The organism is Phyllobacterium phragmitis (genome assembly GCF_002980495.1).
GTDB classification, from domain to species: domain Bacteria; phylum Pseudomonadota; class Alphaproteobacteria; order Rhizobiales; family Rhizobiaceae; genus Paramesorhizobium; species Paramesorhizobium phragmitis.
In genome coordinates, this window is sequence record NZ_PVBR01000001.1 from 298,604 (window position 1) to 319,212 (window position 20,609).

A 20,609-nucleotide genomic window follows, 5' to 3' on the forward strand; every position below is an offset into this window, starting at 1 on the left:
CCTTAAGTCTCTTCCGGCTGTCCGACAGGACGGCCAGTTGGAATATTTGCAAGGAAAGTCCGCACCTCAGCTGGATCGTGCAGATGCAACATCCGGACATGCGGTGGGGCCGACCGGATAAGCCGGAGCGCCTTGACCCTGCCGCCCCGCCTGTATCCGGCAACCCATTTGATGAAATCCCAATCGAAGCGTTCCGGGCATCCCTCGGCCATATCGGGGCGCGTGCGCCCGTAATGGCACAATGTTCTAAGGGCAATCCGCCAGAGGCGGCGCACCGTGCCGATATCGAGGAAGATCAGCGTATCGGCGCGGGCAAGCCGCGCATCCATCGTCGCGCTATGGTTCCCCTCGAAGACCCATTCCTCGCTTTCCGTGGCCTTGAGCGCGAGCGCGGTCGTTTCCTCGGGTCGCCGCTGCACCCAGCCGGCTTTCCAGAACATCGGATCGATATGGATGACCGGCAGCCCGGTCTTGTCTCCGATCTGCCGCGCCAGCGTGGATTTGCCAGAGCCCGCGCCGCCGATGATCATCACGCGTTTCATGCAACCTCGTTTTGCTCGGAAGGGAGTCGGGGAATAAGTGAGTAGGGGAGTAGATTTGATAGCAAAACATATTCCCCTACTCCTCTATTCCCACGTTCTCACCGCGTCATCGAGACGAGCGAGAACAGCGCGCCCTGCGGGTCCATGCAGCCGGCAACCCAGGAGCCGCCGGGCACTTCGATCGGCTCCATGACCACCTTGCCCTTGTGCTCCTTCACCCGCGCCAACGCTGCATCGAGCCCGTCCACGTTGAAATAGAACTGCCACAGGGGCGCGGGCACGTTCTCCGGCTTGGTCATCACCGCGCCGCACATCTTTCCGTCGATCGCGAAAAGCTGATAGACGCCCATCGGGCCCATATCCATGGCCTGATCCTTGGTCCAGCCGAACTGGCTGGAATAGAAATCGAACGCGCTTGGCCCGTCTCCGGCACAGAGTTCGTTCCAGCCGACCGTTCCGGGCGTGCCCTCGGGCAGCGGCGGCTGGCCTTCCATGCTGGGCGTCATCAGCATGAACATCGCGCCCTGCGGATCGGCGACGACGGAGAAGCGGCCGACTTCGGGAATATCAGCCGGCTCGCGGTAAACCCGTCCGCCCGCCTTGCGCAGGCTTTCCGTTGCGGCATCGACATCTTCCGCATGGATATAGGCAAGCCACATCGGCGGCTGGCCCATGGCCTTCGCCTCGTCGGGGAGCGTCATCAGCCCGGCGACGCCGGTCTCGCCCGATTTGACGATCACATAGGGCATCTCCCCCGGCCAGCGTTCGGTATTCCAGCCGATCACCTCCTTGTAGAAGGCCTCGGCCCCCGCGAGGTCCGATGTCATCAGCTCATACCAGATGAATTTCGATTGCTTGGGCATTTCACGCTCTCCCTAAGTCCTTGGATTGATCGACGTTGTGCACCCACATTCCTTACACGGCAATATTACACTGAGAATGTCTACGCATCATCTCTCCTGACAGAAACAGGCAGAACCCTCCCTGACAAGATGGCAAGAAAATGCCAATTGACAATGCGATCCAGGGAATGTCGGTGCGATTGAATAAAGAGCTGGATCGTGCTTATTTTCCGCTGAAAACTTTTGCCTTTTTAAGGTTTATGATGTCCGCTCTTTGGTCAAATCCTCTGTCGGCTATTGCATATTTGCTTCTCGCCATAGCCATTGTCGCGATGCTTTTCCGGGCGAAAAACATCCCGCTTGCGGCCGCTATCGTATCATTGATAGCCGCTCTCCTTGCCGGCATCCTTTCATGGACGGGTGCCGCCGCATTGGCTGTGTTTTCGGCTTTGTGTATCTGGCATTTCAGCTTGTGGAAGAATTTCACATCTTCGACTTTCCCCTATGCCCTGGTGTTTTCGGGCGTACTGGTCCTTCTGGCGACCGTGGCCTTTGCGGGACATATCGTTCCGGGTTTTGCGAACGTGAAAATTCTGGACCACATCAGAGTTTCCCCGGTCTCCGCGCCCTTCACCATGTATCTTAATTACGACAAGGTGTTCTCGGCCTTTGTTCTGGCCTCTTGCGGAAGGCTCTTCTGGGCCGGCAGTCCTATATCGATAAAGCCGCCGGTGGGCAGGGCGCGGGCTACCGGAATTGGCGCGCTGGTTCTCGGCGCGTGCCTCCTTGTCATCATTCCGATCTCGATGGTTGCCGGATATATCGCGTTTGAACCGAAGGTCATGCCTGTCCTATGGCTATGGGCCCTCAACAACTTTCTGTTCGTCACGTTTGCGGAGGAAGTTCTGTTTCGCGGGATGGTGCAAGGCAGTTTCTCCAGGGCTTTTGCGCGATTTGGGTGGTCGCCCTATATCGCGCTGGCGATAAGTGCCGGGCTGTTCGGGCTATATCATTTGGAAGGCGGCTGGAGCTATGTGGCACTGGCAACCCTTGCAGGCCTGTTCTATGGTACGGCCTATATGAAAACCGGACGAATCGAAGTGGCGATGAGCGTGCATTTTCTGCTGAACCTTGTGCATGTGCTGTTGTTCACCTATCCGCGGCTGGCCTGAAACCCCTCATCATGCATCTCATGAAGCGCGTTTCATATGTTTTGGGAATGGGATTGTGCCTTGGCTTTACACCAACGGCGCAGGCACAATGGAAGCCCGTCGAGCGGATCGATACCTATGCCGTCAACGGCAGGACCGGCATCGATCTCTATCGATCGATCGGTGAGCACGGCCCCAAGGTCAGCCTCGGCCGCACCATCGCCTACACCACCTTCGACCTGAAATGGTCGCGCAAATACGTGCCCGAGGGCGGCGGATGCCGGCTTGCCTCCGCGCGCCCGCACCTCATCATCATCTACAAGCTGCCGAAACCCTCAGGCCCGCTGCCGCCCGAAACGCAAAGGCTCTGGGATAAATTCATCAAAGGCATCACCGCGCATGAGCGGGTGCATGGCGAAATGATCCTCGACATGGTGAAGAAGATCGAGGCCACCTCCATCGGCCTGACGGTGGCGGATGATCCCGGCTGCAAAAAGATCAGGCAGGAACTCACCACCCGCCTCGCCGCGCTCTCCAACGAACAGCGCCGCAAAAGCCGCGAGTTTGACAAGGTCGAGATGAGCGACGGCGGGAATGTGCATCGGCTGATTTTGGGGCTGGTGAATGGGTGAGGGGTGCAACGTTAGTTGCCCGAAGCGAACTTGCGGGTTCCTTGTCGATAAGGCCCGTCGTATGTAAATGTCCGGTGATTGAAATGCTGCGTTCAGGTGACGCCCACCGCGCAGGCTATTCAAAGGGGCATTCGGTTATGGTCGAGGCTGAGGCATTAAAAATTGTTCAGAAAGCTTTCATTGGGTTCTCCAAGAGGGCTGAAAAAGTATCGTCTGATATATTGTATAGTACATATGTAGATACAGAGCCTCTTTCAGAAATATTGATGACGAGTAATAATCAAATTATATATGGACGTAGAGGGACTGGAAAGACGCATGCTCTGATTTACCTCTCAGAGGAGGTAAAAAAGAAGGGAGATTTTCCGATTTATATTGATCTTCGGTCGATCGGATCGGACGGTGCTATATACAATGATTTATCCAGGACTGAGTCAGAACGAAGTGTAAGGCTCATCCTAGATGTCTTAAGGGCAATTGGTTCGGAGCTTTGGGCCATCGCTATAAATTTTTTGGATAAAGGAGGAAATTCTGAGCAAATATCGAGCCGGTTGGATGATTTGGACGCAGCCTTCTCGGAAGTTAAAATTCTTGGGGAGATTACTACGAAACAGGCGGCAGTAGAAAACTCGCACAGCTCGGCAGGAGCATCAATAGATGCTTCGCTCTCCCAAAACGGGCCAAAATTTGGCGCGAATGTATCGGGCAAAAGGAAGTCTAGTTCTAGCGCAGAGGTAGAAAAAACCGCTGTTGGACGTGAAGTTTACTCTGTGCATTTCGGTCGAATTCAAAATAGTCTGCGAGGATTAATTGATGTTTTGGGTAAACCAAGGATATGGATTCTGATTGATGAGTGGAGTGAAATACCAATATCGCTGCAACCTTATTTGGCTGATCTTTTAAGACGAACGATTTTGCCTATAAATCATTTTATAATTAAAATTGGGGCTATTGAGCATAGATCCAATTTTCATATATCTCGCCCCAATGGAGAGTATATTGGACTAGAATTGGGGGCAGACATTTCAGCCGATCTAAATTTGGATGATTTTTTAGTTTTTGACAACGATCAGGCGCGATCCGTATCTTTTTATAAGAACTTACTGTTCCGTCACTTGGAGGCGTCAGAAGGTGGGCATGGTTTGCGTGATGCGGACCAGCTTATCCAGTTTGTTTTTACCCAGGTGACGGCGTTTGAAGAATTGGTTCGCGCCTCTGAAGGAGTGCCTCGGGACGCTCTTAATCTCGCTTCGAAAATAGCAGCAAAAGCTTTTGGCCGGACTGCAAGCGTTGCAGACATTAGAGTTGCTGCGCGTGACTGGTATCAGAACGATAAAGCATCGGCTGTGAAAGCAAACGTTGAGCTGGCTTATGTTTTAGATCATATCATAAATAGGGTTATCGGTGAAAGACGTGCTAGGGCATTCTTGGTTCCGGCAAATATCAGAAATGAGTTTGTTGATAGATTATTTGACTCTAGGATAATACACCTACTGAAGAAAAATATATCATCTCACGATACTCCGGGAATAAGATACGATGTATTTAAGATTGACTATGGATGTTATGTCGAATTGATAAATACGCAAAAAGCAACATTGGGGCTTTTTGAGGCTGACGACGGAACGTTTGTTGAGGTTCCTGCAGATGACTATCGTTCCATTAGGCGCGCGATACTAGATCTCGATGATCTAGCAAAATTTGAGCTGGTAGAGGGTTAGGTGCAGCTTTTTGACGGCGCTCCTAACGGGCATATTGATTTGCAATGCGGGCCGCTATCGTTGTTTACTCCCTCTCATACCCCTGCGTCGTCGCCTTATCGAATCCAAAAAAGATGCCGTCTCCGGCATCGCATTCCGGTTCAGAGACGATGGCCTCGGCTTCGATTTTCGTGATGCCGCAGCAAAGGCGCTCAGTCGTCTTCACCCCCTTCTGGCCTGCCGGCCATCTCCCCCTCAGGGGGGAGATTAGCTATGCGGAATGACGGTTCTTCATCCTGCAACGTTGGTGATTGGCTGCCTGCAGTGATCACATCCAATCTCCCCCTTGAGGGGGAGATGGCCGGCAGGCCAGAGGGGGTGTGCTTCGCTTCCGACGAAACGAGACGCCTCACATCCTAAACACCCCAAACTTCGTCTCCTCCACCGGCGCATTCAGCGCCGCGCTCAGGCTCAACCCCAGCACATCTCGCGTTTTCGCCGGGTCGATGATGCCGTCGTCCCAGAGTCTGGCCGACGAATAAAGCGGGTGGCCCTCGCGTTCGTATTTTTCGAGGATGGGGCTGCGGAATTCGACTTCCTCGGCGGCGGACCATTGGTCGCCGCGCCGCTCGATCCCTTCGCGCTTGACCATGGAGAGCACGGTCGCGGCCTGTTCGCCGCCCATGACCGAGATGCGCGCGTTCGGCCACATCCAGAGGAAGCGCGGCGAGAAGGCGCGGCCGCACATGCCGTAATTGCCGGCGCCGAACGAGCCACCGACGATCATCGTCACTTTCGGCACCCGGGCGGTCGCCACCGCCGTCACCAGCTTGGCGCCGTCCTTGGCGATGCCGCCCGCCTCATAGGCGCGACCCACCATGAAGCCGGTGATATTCTGCAGGAAGACCAGCGGAATGCCGCGCTGGCAGCACAGTTCGATGAAATGCGTGCCTTTCAGCGCGCTTTCGGAGAAGAGCACGCCATTATTGGCGATGATGCCGACGGGCATGCCGTGCAGATGGGCAAAGCCGGTCACCAGTGTCGTGCCGTAATTCTTCTTGAACTCGTCGAACTCGGAACCGTCCACCACGCGCGCCAGAAGCTCGCGCACGTCATAGGGCTGGCGCAGATCCGTCGGCACGATGCCGTAAAGCTCTTCCGGTGCATAAAGCGGCGGCGCGGGCTTGCGAAGCTCGAGCCCTATCTGCTTCTTGCGATTGAGGTTCCTGACGATGCGCCGGGCGAGCATCAGCGCATGCTCGTCGTCCAGCGCATAATGATCCGCCACGCCTGATAGGCGCGTATGCAGTTCCGCGCCGCCCAGCTCCTCCGCCGTCACGTCTTCGCCCGTCGCCGCCTTGACCAGCGGCGGACCACCGAGGAAGATCGTCGCCTGGCCACGTACCATGATCGTCTCGTCGGACATCGCCGGCACATAGGCGCCGCCCGCCGTGCACGAGCCCATCACTACGGCGATCTGCGCAATGCCGGCGGCGCTCATATTGGCTTGATTGTAGAAGATGCGGCCGAAATGTTCGCGGTCGGGGAACACCTCGTCCTGGTTGGGCAGGTTCGCGCCGCCGCTATCGACCAGATAGATGCAGGGCAGATGGTTCTGCACCGCGATCTCCTGCGCGCGCAGATGCTTCTTCACCGTCAGGGGATAATAGGTGCCGCCCTTCACCGTCGCATCGTTGACGATGATCATCACCTCGCGCCCCTCGACGCAACCGATCCCGGCGATCAGTCCGGCGGAGGCGATATTATCGCCATACATGCCGAAGGCGGCGAACTGGCCGATTTCGAGAAAGGGCGAGCCGGGGTCGAGAAGCCGCACCAGCCGTTCGCGGGGCAGGAGCTTGCCGCGCGAGACGTGCCGCGCGCGTGCTTCGTCCGGGCCGCCTTGTTCGACCTCCGCCGCCTTGGTGCGTATGTCCTCGACCAGCGCGCGCATGGCTGCCGCATTGGCGGTGAATATCTCGGAGGAGGGGGAGATCTGCGATGTCAGTCTTGTCATTTCCTATGCGCTCTCCGCAAAGATTTCGCGTCCGATCAGCATGCGCCGGATCTCGCTGGTGCCGGCGCCGATCTCATAGAGCTTGGCATCGCGCAGCAGGCGCCCTGTCGGATAATCATTGATATAGCCATTGCCGCCCAGCGCCTGGATCGCTTCGAGCGCACACCAGGTCGCCTTTTCCGCCGCATAGAGAATGCAGCCGGCAGCGTCCTTGCGCGTCGTCTCGCTCCGGTCGCAGGCCGCCGCCACGGCGTAGACATAGGCGCGGCAGGCGTTGAACGTCGTATAGATGTCGGCAAGCTTGGCCTGCATCAGCTGGAATTCGCCGATCGCCTGGCCGAACTGCTTGCGCTCATGGATATAGGGCACCACGGCGTCGAGGCAGGCGGCCATGATGCCGAGCGGCCCGCCTGCCAGCACCACGCGTTCGTAATCGAGGCCGGACATCAGGATCCTGACGCCTTCGCCTTCACCGCCCAGCACATTTTCCACAGGCACCGCGCAATCCTGAAAAACCAGTTCGCAGGTATTGGAGCCGCGCATGCCGAGCTTGTCGAGCTTCTGCGCGGTGGTGAAGCCCTTCATGCCCTTTTCAATGAGGAAAGCCGTAATGCCGCGCGTCTTGGCAGCGGGATCGGTTTTGGCATAGACGACCAGCGTCTCGGCATCCGGCCCGTTGGTGATCCACATCTTGTTGCCGGTGAGGAGGTAGTGATTGCCTCGCCGCTCGGCGCGCAGCTTCATCGACACCACGTCGGAGCCGGCGCCTGGTTCCGACATGGCGAGCGCGCCGACATGCGCGCCGGAGCACAGATCAGGCAGATATTTCGCCTTCTGCGCTTCGTTGCCCCAGCGATTGATCTGGTTGACGCAGAGATTGGAATGCGCACCGTAGGAAAGGCCGATGGAAGCCGATGCGCGCGAAATCTCCTCCATCGCAACCACATGGGCAAGATAGGTGAAGCCGGAGCCGCCATAATCAGGGTCGGCGGTCATGCCGAGCAGCCCCAGTTCACCGAACTCCCGCCAAAGCTGCATCGGGAACGCATTGGTCCGGTCCGTCTCGGCGGCAAGCGGCGCAATCCGCTCGCGGGCAAAACGCTGCACCTGATCGCGCAACGCTTCGATTTCCTCAGGCAGACCGAATCTCAGGCCCGACGCATACATGTTTTCCTCCCTGTGATCGGCTGAAGGCGAAAGAGCGAGTGGTTTCCTCGCTGTTCGCTTTACCACGGAACCAGCCTGATTTCGATCAGCCTGAAATCGGGCTTCCATGTCTCCTGTGGGCGCTCCTTATACCTCGAATGCTCCTCTTGCATCGTCTCCGAACAATGGAACGAAGCCGCTCTTCGTTCAGCCCGTCCAAGCCTCGCATGTCGCCCGCTTGACTGTGCTCCGCCAAGTCAAGGCGCAAGTCAATCTGCGATATATCCGCGATTTTGAAGTGTGAAGTGAAATTTTACCTTGAATGCACGCAGTAATTGACAGGAAAAAGGGCCCGGTGCACTGTCGCAGCACCTCGAGAAGGAGAAACGGGATGCTTATTCGATCCATCGCAAGTCTAGCCGGTGCAGTCGTCATTATTGGAGCGGCCGCCCTGACCATTTCATCACCGGCCAACGCGCTGTCGATGAAGGAATGCAGTGTCAAATATCAGGCCGCCAAGGAATCAGGGTCGCTGGGCGGCAAGAAGTGGAATGATTTTCGCAAGAGCGAGTGCGGATCGGACGACGCCGCCGCTGCGCCAGCGACCGCTCCGGCGGCTAAAACTGCCGCAGCCCCGGCTGCTGCCGCTTCCGGTAAGGCATTGGGCATGATGGAGTGCGGCGCGAAATATGAGGCCGCGAAAGCAGCCGGCGCGCTGAATGGCCTGAATTGGAATGGCTTCCGCAAGGCCGAGTGCGGCCCGGGCGCCGATCCGGTGGCTTTGAGCACCGATGGCAGCAAGGAACCACCTGCATCGACCATGAAGGCCCCGCAAGGCGTAGCCTTCCCAACGGTCGTTTCCCCGCAATTCTCGAACGAGTCGGCGGGCAGGGCACGTATGCATACCTGCCTCCAGCAATATCATGCAAACAAGGCCAACAACGCGCTTGGCGGTCTGAAATGGATCCAGAAGGGCGGCGGCTATTACAGCCTTTGCAATGCGCGGCTGAAGGGCACGTCGTAAGTTCGATAGGCAAAATCCAGTAAAGCGACGTGCCGCATCAGGGCGTCGGCTATGGAAGAGAAAACGGGGCGCTCGTGACCCGTTTTTCTTTTGAGGCGGTTCACTTCCAGATCTTAACTGGTGTAAGGCCAGACGATTCCATCAAATTGGGGATCGTTCCAAGCGTCTACGAAGAGGCCTTCGGCCTCAGAACACCAATCAAGGCAATAACGAGCCATCCCGTGATGAGCAGCGTTCCGCCGAGCGGCGCGGCATAGGGGAAGAGCCTCGTGCCGGCGATGTCTCGCATCACCAGATCGCCCGCGAAAAGGATGAGGCCGGCGAGCGTGGTCCACCCGCCGATCCACGCCGCCATCCTGCCGGGCGCAAGCACTGCCAGCACCAGCAGGGCCGGTGCATGGGCAAGCAGGATCGGCGCGACCGTGCCGAGATTGGCGCTGCCGCCATGGGCGGAAGCCGCATAGGCGGCAAGCGCCGCCGCACCGCTCAAGCCCCCGGCGAGGGCGAAAGGACGATAGGGTTCCAGGCGCATATTTCTTGATCCTCGTTCAGGATGTTTTATCGGCTGCCGCAAGGGCAAGCGGCAGTCTTTCCTCGAAGAGATCGAGCTCGGAGCGAGGGCCGACGCTGATGCGGATACAGCGGTCGAGGACCGGCGCTGCCGGCTTGCGCACGAAGATGTCGCGCTCGATCAGCTCATCGAGAATCCGTCGCGCAAAAGCGCCGTCGCGCCCGCAATCGATAGCGACGAAATTGGTGGCGGAAGGGATGGCCTGAAGCCCGTTCGCCGCCGCGATTTCTTCGATGCGCTGACGTGCGGCGCCGATCTCGCCGACAACTTGGCGGAGATAGGCCTGATCGGCCAGCGCGGCGAGTGCTGCCGCCTGCGTCATGCGGCTGACCCCGAAATGGTCGCGTATCTTGTCGAACGCGGCAATCTGTTCAGGCGCGCCGATGGCATAGCCGCAGCGCATGCCGGCAAGGCCGTAAGCTTTTGAAAAGGTTCGCATCCTCAACACGTTCGGGCGCCCCGTATCGAGCGGCGGAATGGCGCTATCCGGCGCGGTTTCGCCATAGGCCTCGTCGAGGATGAACATCGTGGTTTCGGGCAGGGCGTCGATGAAGGACTGGATCTCGCCAGCGTCCAGCCATGTCCCCATCGGATTGTCAGGGTTGGCGAGATAGACCAGCGGTGCTTTTTCGCGCCTGACCGCATCGAGCAGGGGGCCGAGATCACCCCTGTCATCGCGATAGGGGACGGTGACGAGCCGTCCGCCGAAACCGGCGACATGATAATTGAAGGTCGGATAGCCGCCGAGGGAATTGACCACCGCATCTCCGGGATTGATATATTGCCGGACGATGAGCCCCAGCAGGCAATCGACACCGGCGCCGACGGCCACATTACGCGGCGAAACGCCGAGATGGGCGGCGAGCGCCTGCTTGAGATCGTGATTCTCCGGGTCGCCATATTTCCAGACATCGCCCGCCGCATCCCGCATCGCGGCGATGACCGAGGGGGCGGGGCCGAAACCGCTCTCATTGGCCCCAAGCCGTGCGACGAATGGCCGGCCGCGATTGCGTTCCAGCGTTTCGGGGCCGACGAAAGGGACAGTGGAGGGGAGGCTGTCGACGAGAGGCGTAAAATGCGGAGCGGTCATGGAATGGATGATCCGGAATTCGGCAAAGGTGACGCGCATCTCGCTATCACAGATCGGGCTGGAATGACCATAGTTGAGGTTGAGATGCATTTGTGGTGGAAACTGCGCTTCGTCACACCCCCCTCTGGCCTGCCGGCCATCTCCCCCACAAGGAGGGAGATTAGCTTTCATCGATGACGGAGCTTATTCTGCAGTGCTGCCGATTGGTTGCCAACGAGGATGACAGCCAATCTCCACCCTTGTGGGGGAGATGGCCGGCAGGCCAGAGGGGGGTGCGACGAAGCGCACCTCGTCCGGCCGGCCAAGTGATTCCACCAAACTGCGAACCACCCTCGCGTTAATGCCCTCAACCTCAACAGAACCTACCGGATCTCCAGAACCTTCACACATGAATCGAGATCGTTCGTCGCCAGATGCGCGTAGCGCATAGTCATCTGCAATGTCTGGTGGCCGAGCCACATCTGGACGCGCCTGATGTCGATCCCGCCGCGCACCAGGCGCGAGGCGCAGGTATGGCGCAGAATATGCGGCACCACCTGATCATCGGCACTGAGTCCCACATCGATCTTCGAATCGTTCCAGATCGCGCGATAGCGGACCTGGTTGAGCATGGAGAACGGACCCTTTAGCCCGATATGCGGCATGTCGACGGCCTTGCGCGCGCGCTTCGTCAGCGGCACGGTACGGCTGCGGTTGGATTTGGTCAGCCAGAAGGTGACGCGGTGGTCCTGGATATCGTTCCAGGTGAGGCCGATCGCTTCGCCGAGCCGGCATCCGGTATCGACGAGAAACACCGAAAGACGATAGCTTTCCTCGCAGCGGCTCTTGATCGCCGCGAAAAGACGCTTTTCCTCGTCATGTTCGAGGAAGCGGATTCGCCCCGCCCGCTCTTTTTGCCGGATGAATTCCGGCAGGCTGAAGATATCCCCCATCTTGTACGCCTTCCGCAGCAGTTTGCTCAGCGCCGCCATCTTTCTATTGATGGTTGCATTGCTGTTGCCGCGTTCACGAAGCGTACCGATGATCCGATCGAGCATTTCCTGGCTGAAGCCGCTGAAACGCTCCCCCTTCAGTATCTCGTCAATTTCGCCGAGAAACGACCGCACATTGTATTTGTGTGAGCCGTCATCCCAGAGAATGCTGATATACCGCCCGGTCAATTCGGCGAGCGAATGCTGGTTGACAAGCCTGTGGGTCGTGCATTGAGACGATGTATACTGCAGATTGTAACCGATGATCGGCGTATACATCTCGCCGCTTTCAGCGGCTCTGTCTTCCAAGATACTCATTATCCCCCCAGCCGTTCTGCCCGGCGGAAAGCATTAGTGAAACAATTGAAGAAATACAAGATAAGGTCGCTAATCTTTTGCATCGACATACCCATTGGCTGTTGCAAATGGACTTGCCCCTCACAAGCTGATGATTTCCCCAACTCTCCTGAGTATCGATCCCTTTCGTCTGGTCCCCACCAGTTCTGTCAGTCATTCGCCCACGCATGCGTGAACACAGTTCCAAAACGAAAAACGCCAGCGGTGTTACCCGCTGGCGTTCTATGGTCTTAAAGCGTCATCCGATTAGAACGAGCGCTGGAAGCGGATCATGCCGCCCCAGACATCGTCGTCAGTGCCGGACAGATCTTCCGAAGCCTTGTAGTACAGGACTTCCGGGGTGATCGTGAAGCCGGGAACGAGCTGGTAAGCAACGTTGGCTGCAACGGCGAGCTGTTCAGCATCGTCGAAGGAAACCTGCGCGTTGAAGGTTGCCTTGTCGGTCAGCTTGTAGCTTGCGCCAACCCAGCCGGCCCAGTCACCACCCCACGAAGCGTAGAAGTTGTCGCGGAAGTGAGCGTAATCGCCATCCGACTGCCAAGCACCCATCACGAAGATGGAGAAGGCATCGGTGATGTTAACGTCAGCGCGAACCTTGGCGGCCCACTCTTCATAGTTGGAGTCGTAACCGGCGACGGCGCCGATCGAACCCCAGCCCTGAGCCCACTTCAGACCGCCGACGATATGCGGCGTGTAGCTGTCGATGGTGTACTCTCCTGCACCCTGTTCGAGCGAGACAATGGCAGAGATGCCGTTGCCGCCGGTGAAGGTGTAGCTGATGAGCGTGGTGTCGTAGCCGTTCGGCTCGATCACGTCATCGTTGATGACGTTGCCGGCGTAGCCGAGGAAGGTACGGAACGCGGTTTCGTCCTTACCGATGCGCAGGCCGCCCAGTTCGATATAGGCGAAGTTCAGCGTGACGTCGTCGTTCGAAGCGAATGCGCCGTAACCGAAACCATTTCCGTCAGCGTCTTCGAAACGAGCGTTGTCATTGTTCGTGTCCCACTGGAAGCGGGTCTCGGTGTAGGTGCGCAGCGTGCCGAGTTCGGTTTCCGAAGCGGTGTGCGTGCGCAGCGTGAAGCGCAGGCGCTTGCGCCAGGTGTCATTGTAATTGATGTCACCGTTGTCCCGGAAATCCTTGCGGTCGAGACCCTGTGCACCGAGCGCGTCGCCGGCGCCCATGTCGTAGCGCAGATATCCGGAGATACGCAGGCAGGTTTCGGTACCGGGGATGTAGAAATAGCCGGCGCCATAAGCATCGCAGACGCGGACATATTCAACGGGTTCCGGCTCGGCATAGACGACAGCGTCGGCAGCACGAGCGCCGGAGACTGCGACGAGAGCCGCAGCGGAGCCGAGAAGCAGGCTCTTGATGTTCATTTCTGACCTCCAGTCAAAGTTAAAAATGGGTCTGGGCATTCTGATTTGGCTGAAGGACAACCTGCTCCCCATCCCCTACGCGAAAAAGTCGCCCCGAAGCGCTCCTTCTTCCTGAGTGACCATACTCACCGGGGTTGGCGTTTCAACACCCAATAACATCCGGCGGGGGGCCGGCTGGCGCTATGCCAATCCGCTGTTGCAGAAAAGTCACGAAATTGCCCCAGACATGGCAGCTTCTTCACTGCTCTTTAATATTGGTTACGCCGGATTCATCTTCCTTAACGCCCAGAAGGGCCCGCAATTTGCGTTGTCCGGCGGGAATCAGTGCGGCTATCGGTGTGCTGATCATGTTTATCCACAGCATCGGCCCGGTTGCGTCCAACGTCTCGCATTCCCCAGCTATGCCGGATTCAGTGTGAGAATCTGCTCTCCGGTACGATGAACGCCCAATTTGGGCCGCGGAGTGGCCACATTGCCGGGGCTCCCAGCCATTTCCCGCAATCAATCAAGGCCTATCCGGTGAAAATCAGGAATACTGCCCGCAAATCGCTTGAACTGCCGTACTTTAACGGCTATCTCGCCCGTACCGGAGAGGTGGCCGAGTGGTCGAAGGCGCTCCCCTGCTAAGGGAGTAGACCTCAAAAGGGTCTCATGGGTTCGAATCCCATCCTCTCCGCCATCTTCCCCTTATATCCTTCAAATCTGCCTCCATCTCTGCACGCTCGTAAGGGCTATCGCCAGGGATGGAATCGCAGCGATTCCATCCAAGATTCTCCCGATGATTCCCGTGCGATCGGCCGGCTTTCGCTCTTTCGAGCACGTGATGAGGCCTGGCGGCTCCCGAGCCGATTCCCGCGCTAATTTTACCTCTGAATCCTATCACATTGATTTCATTGATATTTACGCGCCTCCCGCGGTTATTGACTGGAGGTCAGAAATGAACATCAAGAGCCTGCTTCTCGGCTCCGCTGCGGCTCTCGTCGCAGTCTCCGGCGCTCGTGCTGCCGACGCTGTCGTCTATGCCGAGCCGGAACCCGTTGAATATGTCCGCGTCTGCGATGCTTACGGCGCCGGCTATTTCTACATCCCCGGTACCGAAACCTGCCTGCGCATCTCCGGATATCTGCGCTACGACATGGGTGCCGGCGATTCTCTCGGTGCGGTTGGCCGTGATCGTTTCCGCCGCGATGGCAGCGTCATCGAAGGTGACGACACCTGGCGCAAGCGCCTGCGCTTCGCGCTGCGCACGCACACCGCCTCGGAAACCGAGCTCGGCACGCTGCGCACCTACACCGAGACCCGCTTCCAGTGGGACACGAACGATAATGACGGCGCTTATGCTGAGAACGACGACGTCGAGCTGAAGTTCGCCTATATCGAACTGGGCGGCCTGCGCATCGGTAAAGATGAATCCGCGTTCCGTACCTTCCTCGGCTACGCCGGCAATGTCATCAACGATGACGTGATCGAGCCTCTGAACTACGACACCACGCTCATCAGCTACACCTTCACCGGCGGCAACGGCATCTCTGCCATGGTGTCGTTCGAGCAGGGTGAAGGCGACTACACGATCAACGATTATGTGCCTCACATGGTCGGCGGTGCGAAGTGGGCCCAGGGTTGGGGTTCGATCGGCGCCGTCGTCGGTTACGACAGCATTATCGAAGAGTGGGCCGTCAAGGTTCGTGCAGACCTCAACATCACCGACGCTGCCTCCATCTTCGTGATGGGCGCCTGGCAGTCCGAGGGCGATGCCATTGCATTCCGCGAAAACTTCTACGCTTCGTGGGGCGGTGACTGGGCCGGCTGGGTTGGCGCAAGCTACAAGCTGACCGACAAGGCGACCTTCAACGCACAGGTCTCCTATGACGACTTCGATCAGCTGGCCGTTGCAGCCAACGTGGCTTATGAACTCGTCCCCGGCTTCACGATCACCCCGGAAGTCCTTTACTACAAGGACCTGGTTACGAATGTCGATGGCGCCGGCGTCATCACCCAGAGCGACGATGCATGGGGCGGCATGATCCGTTTCCAGCGCTCGTTCTAATCAAATCCGGCCGATCCGGTCCGGACTGGTTAAGTGGAATCCGGCAGCTTCGGCTGCCGGGTTTTTCGTTCTGGCGTCATTACTACGGTTGCCGGTTAAATTGGCGGGCTGTCTCCCGTATCCATGTCATCTGCCATGCCCGATCCTCTAAACTTGATCTCCAGGCGTTTTTCAGCGACAGTTCCGCTTCCCTGCTTCGGTGCGTATTACCGTCATATCGCAGGAGGCGTTCTCGTACGATGCGTATAACAGCATGTTACGGAACAGGAGAGGGCGGCTTTGAAAAATTGGTTCTGGCCCGGCGTCACCACCACGGCCTTGCTCACGGTGCTTGCCGTGTGGTTCGGTTCGGGGCGTGTCGAGAATGATCTCGCATCCCGGACGTCAGCAGCTCTCGCCGGCGATTATTCCTGGGCGTCGGTCGATCTCGACGGACGCGATCTGACATTGAAGGGCGTGGCGCCCGACGAGCGGGCACAAGCTGCCGCCGCCAAGATCGCCGCCGCGGTACCAGGCGTGCGCAGCGTCGAAAACCGGGCCGTTCTCCCGCCGCTCGCCGAACCCTTTTCATTTCGTGCCGTCAAGACCGACGATGGCGTCATCCTTTCCGGCAATGTCCCGCCAGGTCCGGCTCGCGCCGATATCCTCACCATCGCCGAACGCGCCATGCCCGGCATCCGCATCACGGACGAAATGGCGATTGCGCGGGGTGCCGCGCCAGGCTTTCCGGCGCTCGCCGGCTTTGCCGTTTCTCAACTGGCCGATCTCTCCTTGGGAGAAGTGTCGATCAGCACTCTCGACTATTCGATCAAGGGCAGGGCGGCTGGCTCTGATGCCTATGAAGTGCTGGTCACGGCGGTCGCCGGTGTGCTGCCGGGCGAAGGAAAACTCGTTTCCGCGCGTATAGTGCCGCCTGCGCCCGAGACCCCGGGGGCAAATAACCAACCGGATGACGAGTCGGGCGAGCAGGCACCAGATAATCCTATTGTTCCTCCTTCGCCTGATTGACTTGGGCGGAGAAAAGCGTTCGAATTCATTTCTATATCTTTTGGCCAATAGAGAATCGCGAGGACCTCCGATGATGTATCTTATCAGTACATTCTGGTTCGTTTTGCTTATCGCCTTCGCGGTAGGACTTTACGTGGGATTGACCACATTCGGAAGAAAACGCGCCTGACGGGATTTTCGGATGTAAAGGGCGGACGAAGACTTTAGTATCCGTCCAATGACTTGCCCATGAGTTAATCGTCGTCGTTGTGCTGAAGGCCTGGCGCCTTAAGGAGATGCCCGTATGCTGCTGCTCATTATTCAATTGGCCATATTGATTGCCGTCGCGTTCGTTCTGGGTTGCCTTCTCGGATCCTTGATCAAGCGTTTTTCCGCATCGGGGGATGCGCGCACGGCTGCCGCGTCGTCCGCCCTGGCCTTACCATATTCTCCCGAAGTGCCGGCTTCCGACGCGAAGGCTGGAGCGGCGGCGTCCGCGAAAGCGGCCACGCCGTCTGTTGCCTCGGGCGCAAAGCCTAAAGCAAAGGCAACGACAACTGGGCCAAAGACAACCGGCAAGACGGCCAGTAAGCCGGCGGCTAAATCGCCCGGAGCGAAGGTCGCAGCGAAGGCCACGGCAGCGTCTGCCGCAGCGAGCACGTCGGTGAGCGCCGCCGCAAAACCGGTTGCAAAACCCGCCGCTAAAGCCAAATCGGCTGCCAAATCAGCCCCATCTGCAACCGTCACCGAAGCGCCGCCGAAAGCGCTCAAGGCCGCGCGGCGCGGCAAGCCCGATAACCTCACATTGATAAAAGGGGTGGGCGACGAGCTGGAGAAAGAGCTGAACGCCGCCGGTATCTTCCACTTCGACCAGATTGCCGCATGGACCCCTGCGGAAGTCGCCTGGATCAACAAGAAAATCGGCTTTCCCGGGCGTGCCGAACGGGAAGATTGGGTGAGCGAGGCGGCTGTGTTGGCGCGCGGCGGCAAGACAGACTTCACCAAGCGCGTGGAAGCCGGAAAAGTCGCGACCAGCCATGCGACAAAAGGCGGGGCAACAAAAGGCGGGGCCCAAAAAGGCGAGGCAAAGACAGCCGCGGTCAAAGCCGAAGCAGCCGCCACGCCGGCCAAACGGTCGCCTGCCGCCAAGCCCGCTGCTTCCGCCGGAAAGCCTACTGCAAAGACGAGTGCCGCCAAAGCCGCAACGGCAAAAACGGTTTCATCGAAGACGACCGGCGGCGCTGGCGCAAAGCCAGCCGCGAAGGCCGCTTCCGCGGTAAAGACGGCGGTCGCGAAGGTTGAAGCGGTTGCGGAATCTGCTGCCGCTGCCGCTACGAAATCTGTAACCCCGAAACCGGCAGCCAAGAAGCCTGCAGCCACCAAACCGACAGCCAAGAAAACGACGCCGAAACCCAAGACGTGAATCTAAGCTCGTAAGAGCGCTGTAAATTCTTGAATTCTATGCATCGGCCCGAAAACCGGAAACGGTTTTCGGGCCGATGCATTGAGGCATTTCACTTAAAGCGGAAAAGCTGGGGCTTGTAATACCCCCCCCCTCTGCCCTGCCGGGCATCTCCCCCTCAGGTGGGGAGATTGGCTATGAGATCCGCTTTCGCCAATCGCCAATGCGGCAGGATAAAGCTCCGCCATTGATGTCAGCCAATCTCCCTCCTTGAGGGGGAGATGCCCGGCAGGGCAGAGGGGGTATTACAAGCTCAACGTCACCGGATGGCGTTTGAAGTCGCTGTTGTTTTGCCTTGAATGATGAGACACGGGCACGAGCGTAAGCTCCCCCGAACCAACTCCGCCTCCTCAACTCCGCCCCTGGATAAGATCCTTTTCGATGTCCATCTTGCCGTAGAGGCGGGCTTTGTAGACTTCGTAATTCTCCATCACGCGCTGCACGTAGTTGCGCGTTTCCGTGTAGGGGATGCGCTCGATCCAGTCGACGATCTCGTCGATCGGCTTGCCGCGCGGATCGCCATATCTCTCCATCCACTCGCTAGCCCGGCGCGGCCCGGCATTATAGCCGGCGAAAGTCAGGATATAGGAGCCGTCGAAACGGTCGATCTGCTCGCCGAGGAAATGCGAACCGAGCGTCGCGTTATAGGCGGCATCGGTGGTCAGGCGTGGCTTGGAATAGCTCATCCCTGCGCGCTGCGCCACTTCCTTGGCGGTTGTCGGAAGAAGCTGCAGGAGCCCGCGCGCCCCGGCACTCGAAACTGCGGAGACGTTGAACTCGCTTTCCTGCCGCGCGATGGCATAGGCCAGCGCCTTGCCTGATCCCTTGATATCGGCGCTGTCGGGAATGGCGCCGGTCGGATGCGACAGTGCGCCGACATCGAGCCCGCGCAGCGCCGCTGTCTTGCCGACCCTGAGCGCCAGATAATGATTGCCGTTGCGCTCCGCCATGACCGCCAGCAGCGCCAGTTCGCCCGTATTGTCGAGTTCCTGCGCCAGATCGCGGTAAAGCATTTCGGCGCGTTTGCCATAGCCGATCGCCTCCAGCCGCCGGATCGCCTGCACGGCTGCGCGCCGCTCGAACTGTGTGCGGTCGCTATCGCTTGGCTTGGGATAGGGCAGTTCCAGCTGCGTCTCGCCGAGCTTTGCGGCGGCGAGCTGGCCGTAAAAGGTCGTGCCGTAATGCGCGGCGCGGCGGTAGTAATTGCGGGAATCTCCGCCGCCACCGGCTTCCGCCGCGCGGCCCAGCCAATAATAGGCGCGTGAAGCCGAAATCGGACGCGAGGAAATCTCCGCGATCCGTGCGAAATGACGATGCGCGGTCTTCGGATTCTTGAGCTCCCGCAGCGCATACCAGCCGGCATGGAACTCCGCTTCCGCTACCATGGCCGGTGTCTCGGCTGCATGGGCGGCAGCGAGACGATAGGCGATCTCGGGCTTGCCGATGTCGAGAAGTTCACGCGAGAGCACGCGCCGCTCGGTCCACCACGCATCGGGATCGACCAGGACGGCTGCATCGCGCGGTGCCTTCAGCATCAGTTCGGCGGCGTCACTATAATGTTCCCTACGGCGCAGATACTGGATTCTCGCGAAAATATAGGCCGGGTTCGAATGCCAGGAACTGTCGACGGCGGCGAGTTTCTTCGCTGCATTGGACGATTTCTGCGCGACGGCGGCAAAACCCTCATAGAGCGATTGCGCATTTGCCAGCTTGGCGACGCGGCCCGCCGATTGGATGCGATTTGCATAGAGCATCTGCAGCATGCGGTGCAGATGATCCTCGCGCGATAGCACCTGTCCGAATTCCTTCACGATGCGTTGCTCATCCCCGGAATCGAGTTTCTCTTTGCGCCACGTGGGAGCGAGAACCTGTCGCGCTTTGGCGGCGTTGCCTTCCGCCAGGTGGGCGCGAGCGAGAACGATCATGCCTTCCGTGGTCTGCGGCTTGGTATTTCCGAATGCCGCTATCACCACCCTCGCCGGAGAATTTTCCCGGTAAAGCGCGTATTCCGTATTGCGGCGCAGTGCCGCCATGCCCGGCCAGCCTTGCAATTCCTCGGCGGCCTGCGCGATGTCCGCGCTCGATACGTCGTCGGCTCCCGAAAGTCCGATCGCCCAGGTCAGGATCTGGCGGTCGAGCGATTTGGGCGGCATACCATTGCGGATCGCCATGGCTCTTCCGGCATCCTTGCCGTAGAGCGCATCGAGCCCGGTTTTCAGGGTGCCGCCGATGGCGCCCGGCTGCTGTGGCTGAACGATGCCTGAGGTGATGACGGAATCGGGCAAGACCAGCGCCGATGGTATCTGTCGCGTCGCTGTCGGCGCGAAGGGACGGACAAACGGTATCGGCACGTTCTCCGGCTGCACGGGAAAGGCCTGTGCGAAGGCGCTCTCCGGCGGGCCGCCGGCCATCACGCAGCCGGCGAGGAGGGCGTTACGCCAGATCGTCCTTCCAGAAACAGCTGAACGCATGAACCAGACCAGATCAGAATTCGGATATTGACTCAAGGATTGGTTTTCGCTCGTTGCCTGTTTGTTTGTGGAGGCCAGCGATACAGGCCCCCGATGATATCGGCGATCAATGAAAGCAATGTTAATGAAAGGTTATCGGAACCGCCATTCCACGCCTCTTCGGCACTATGTCAAACTTCTGTCAAATGCACTTGCTCCAGACCTGTGGCAAGACTATGG

At 58.6% G+C, this 20,609-nt stretch carries 17 protein-coding genes and 1 tRNA gene; 8 read left to right on the forward strand and 10 right to left on the reverse strand.

Going from position 1 to position 20,609, the window contains the following annotated elements; translation table 11 throughout:
• Positions 1 to 2 precede the first annotated feature (2 nt).
• Together C5748_RS01400 and C5748_RS01405 are read right to left on the reverse strand one after the other, a co-directional pair.
• Complete coding sequence (locus C5748_RS01400) at positions 3 to 542, reverse strand: P-loop NTPase family protein (protein ID WP_105740123.1); 540 nt, start codon at positions 540 to 542, stop codon at positions 3 to 5.
• 98 nt (positions 543 to 640) lie between these two features.
• Entirely contained in the window at positions 641 to 1,405 is a 765-nt protein-coding gene (locus C5748_RS01405; protein WP_105740124.1) for a VOC family protein, read from the reverse strand.
• A gap of 140 nt (positions 1,406 to 1,545) precedes the next feature.
• Here C5748_RS01405 and C5748_RS01410 point away from each other — a divergent pair, with 140 nt between their 5' ends.
• From C5748_RS01410 to C5748_RS01420, 3 genes are all read left to right on the forward strand, one after another.
• Positions 1,546 to 2,556 carry a CPBP family intramembrane glutamic endopeptidase gene (locus tag C5748_RS01410; protein ID WP_105740125.1) on the forward strand — a complete coding sequence of 337 codons (1,011 nt, stop codon included), beginning with the start codon at positions 1,546 to 1,548 and terminating at the stop codon, positions 2,554 to 2,556.
• A 20-nt stretch (positions 2,557 to 2,576) separates the two neighbouring features.
• Entirely contained in the window at positions 2,577 to 3,167 is a 591-nt protein-coding gene (locus tag C5748_RS01415; RefSeq protein ID WP_105740302.1) for a DUF922 domain-containing Zn-dependent protease, read from the forward strand.
• A gap of 83 nt (positions 3,168 to 3,250) precedes the next feature.
• Positions 3,251 to 4,888, forward strand: coding sequence for an ORC-CDC6 family AAA ATPase (locus C5748_RS01420; RefSeq protein ID WP_245428718.1), 1,638 nt, complete (start codon positions 3,251 to 3,253; stop codon positions 4,886 to 4,888).
• Between the two features lie 388 nt (positions 4,889 to 5,276).
• On the opposite strand, the gene C5748_RS01430 is transcribed toward C5748_RS01420, so the two are convergent.
• Both C5748_RS01430 and C5748_RS01435 read right to left on the reverse strand, forming a co-directional pair.
• On the reverse strand, positions 5,277 to 6,884 hold the full coding sequence (locus C5748_RS01430; protein ID WP_105740128.1) for a carboxyl transferase domain-containing protein: 1,608 nt from the start codon (positions 6,882 to 6,884) through the stop codon (positions 5,277 to 5,279).
• A 3-nt stretch (positions 6,885 to 6,887) separates the two neighbouring features.
• Entirely contained in the window at positions 6,888 to 8,051 is a 1,164-nt protein-coding gene (locus C5748_RS01435) for an isovaleryl-CoA dehydrogenase (RefSeq protein ID WP_105740129.1), read from the reverse strand.
• Positions 8,052 to 8,421: 370 nt separating this feature from the next.
• Here C5748_RS01435 and C5748_RS01440 point away from each other — a divergent pair, with 370 nt between their 5' ends.
• Complete coding sequence (locus C5748_RS01440; protein WP_105740130.1) at positions 8,422 to 9,054, forward strand: antifreeze protein; 633 nt, start codon at positions 8,422 to 8,424, stop codon at positions 9,052 to 9,054.
• A gap of 166 nt (positions 9,055 to 9,220) precedes the next feature.
• Here the strand turns inward: C5748_RS01440 and C5748_RS01445 are convergent, their stop codons facing one another.
• From C5748_RS01445 to C5748_RS01460, 4 genes are all read right to left on the reverse strand, one after another.
• Entirely contained in the window at positions 9,221 to 9,586 is a 366-nt protein-coding gene (locus C5748_RS01445) for a DUF423 domain-containing protein (RefSeq protein WP_105740131.1), read from the reverse strand.
• Positions 9,587 to 9,602: 16 nt separating this feature from the next.
• The gene (locus C5748_RS01450; protein WP_105740303.1) at positions 9,603 to 10,715 is read right to left on the reverse strand and encodes a pyridoxal phosphate-dependent aminotransferase; all 1,113 of its coding nucleotides are present in this window, start codon (positions 10,713 to 10,715) and stop codon (positions 9,603 to 9,605) included.
• 362 nt (positions 10,716 to 11,077) lie between these two features.
• A complete protein-coding gene (locus tag C5748_RS01455; RefSeq protein WP_105740132.1) occupies positions 11,078 to 12,004 on the reverse strand; it encodes a tyrosine-type recombinase/integrase in 927 nt (308 codons plus the stop codon).
• Positions 12,005 to 12,289: 285 nt separating this feature from the next.
• Positions 12,290 to 13,423, reverse strand: coding sequence for a porin (locus tag C5748_RS01460; RefSeq protein ID WP_105740133.1), 1,134 nt, complete (start codon positions 13,421 to 13,423; stop codon positions 12,290 to 12,292).
• A gap of 588 nt (positions 13,424 to 14,011) precedes the next feature.
• Between C5748_RS01460 and C5748_RS01470 the strand changes: the two genes are divergently transcribed.
• From C5748_RS01470 to C5748_RS01480, 3 genes are all read left to right on the forward strand, one after another.
• Positions 14,012 to 14,102, forward strand: a tRNA-Ser gene (locus C5748_RS01470).
• Between the two features lie 258 nt (positions 14,103 to 14,360).
• Entirely contained in the window at positions 14,361 to 15,470 is a 1,110-nt protein-coding gene (locus C5748_RS01475; RefSeq protein ID WP_105740135.1) for a porin, read from the forward strand.
• A 279-nt stretch (positions 15,471 to 15,749) separates the two neighbouring features.
• Positions 15,750 to 16,478: a BON domain-containing protein gene (locus C5748_RS01480; RefSeq protein WP_105740136.1), complete on the forward strand. Its 729-nt coding sequence runs from the start codon at positions 15,750 to 15,752 to the stop codon at positions 16,476 to 16,478.
• 300 nt (positions 16,479 to 16,778) lie between these two features.
• Here C5748_RS01480 and C5748_RS28125 read toward each other — a convergent pair whose 3' ends face one another.
• On the reverse strand, positions 16,779 to 17,228 hold the full coding sequence (locus C5748_RS28125) for a hypothetical protein (RefSeq protein ID WP_158259796.1): 450 nt from the start codon (positions 17,226 to 17,228) through the stop codon (positions 16,779 to 16,781).
• 46 nt (positions 17,229 to 17,274) lie between these two features.
• Between C5748_RS28125 and C5748_RS28130 the strand changes: the two genes are divergently transcribed.
• Positions 17,275 to 17,880, forward strand: coding sequence for a hypothetical protein (locus C5748_RS28130; protein ID WP_158259797.1), 606 nt, complete (start codon positions 17,275 to 17,277; stop codon positions 17,878 to 17,880).
• Between the two features lie 389 nt (positions 17,881 to 18,269).
• Here the strand turns inward: C5748_RS28130 and C5748_RS01490 are convergent, their stop codons facing one another.
• Positions 18,270 to 20,330, reverse strand: a complete 2,061-nt coding sequence (locus tag C5748_RS01490; RefSeq protein WP_245428730.1) for a lytic transglycosylase domain-containing protein — start codon at positions 20,328 to 20,330, stop codon at positions 18,270 to 18,272.
• Positions 20,331 to 20,609: the final 279 nt, after the last annotated feature.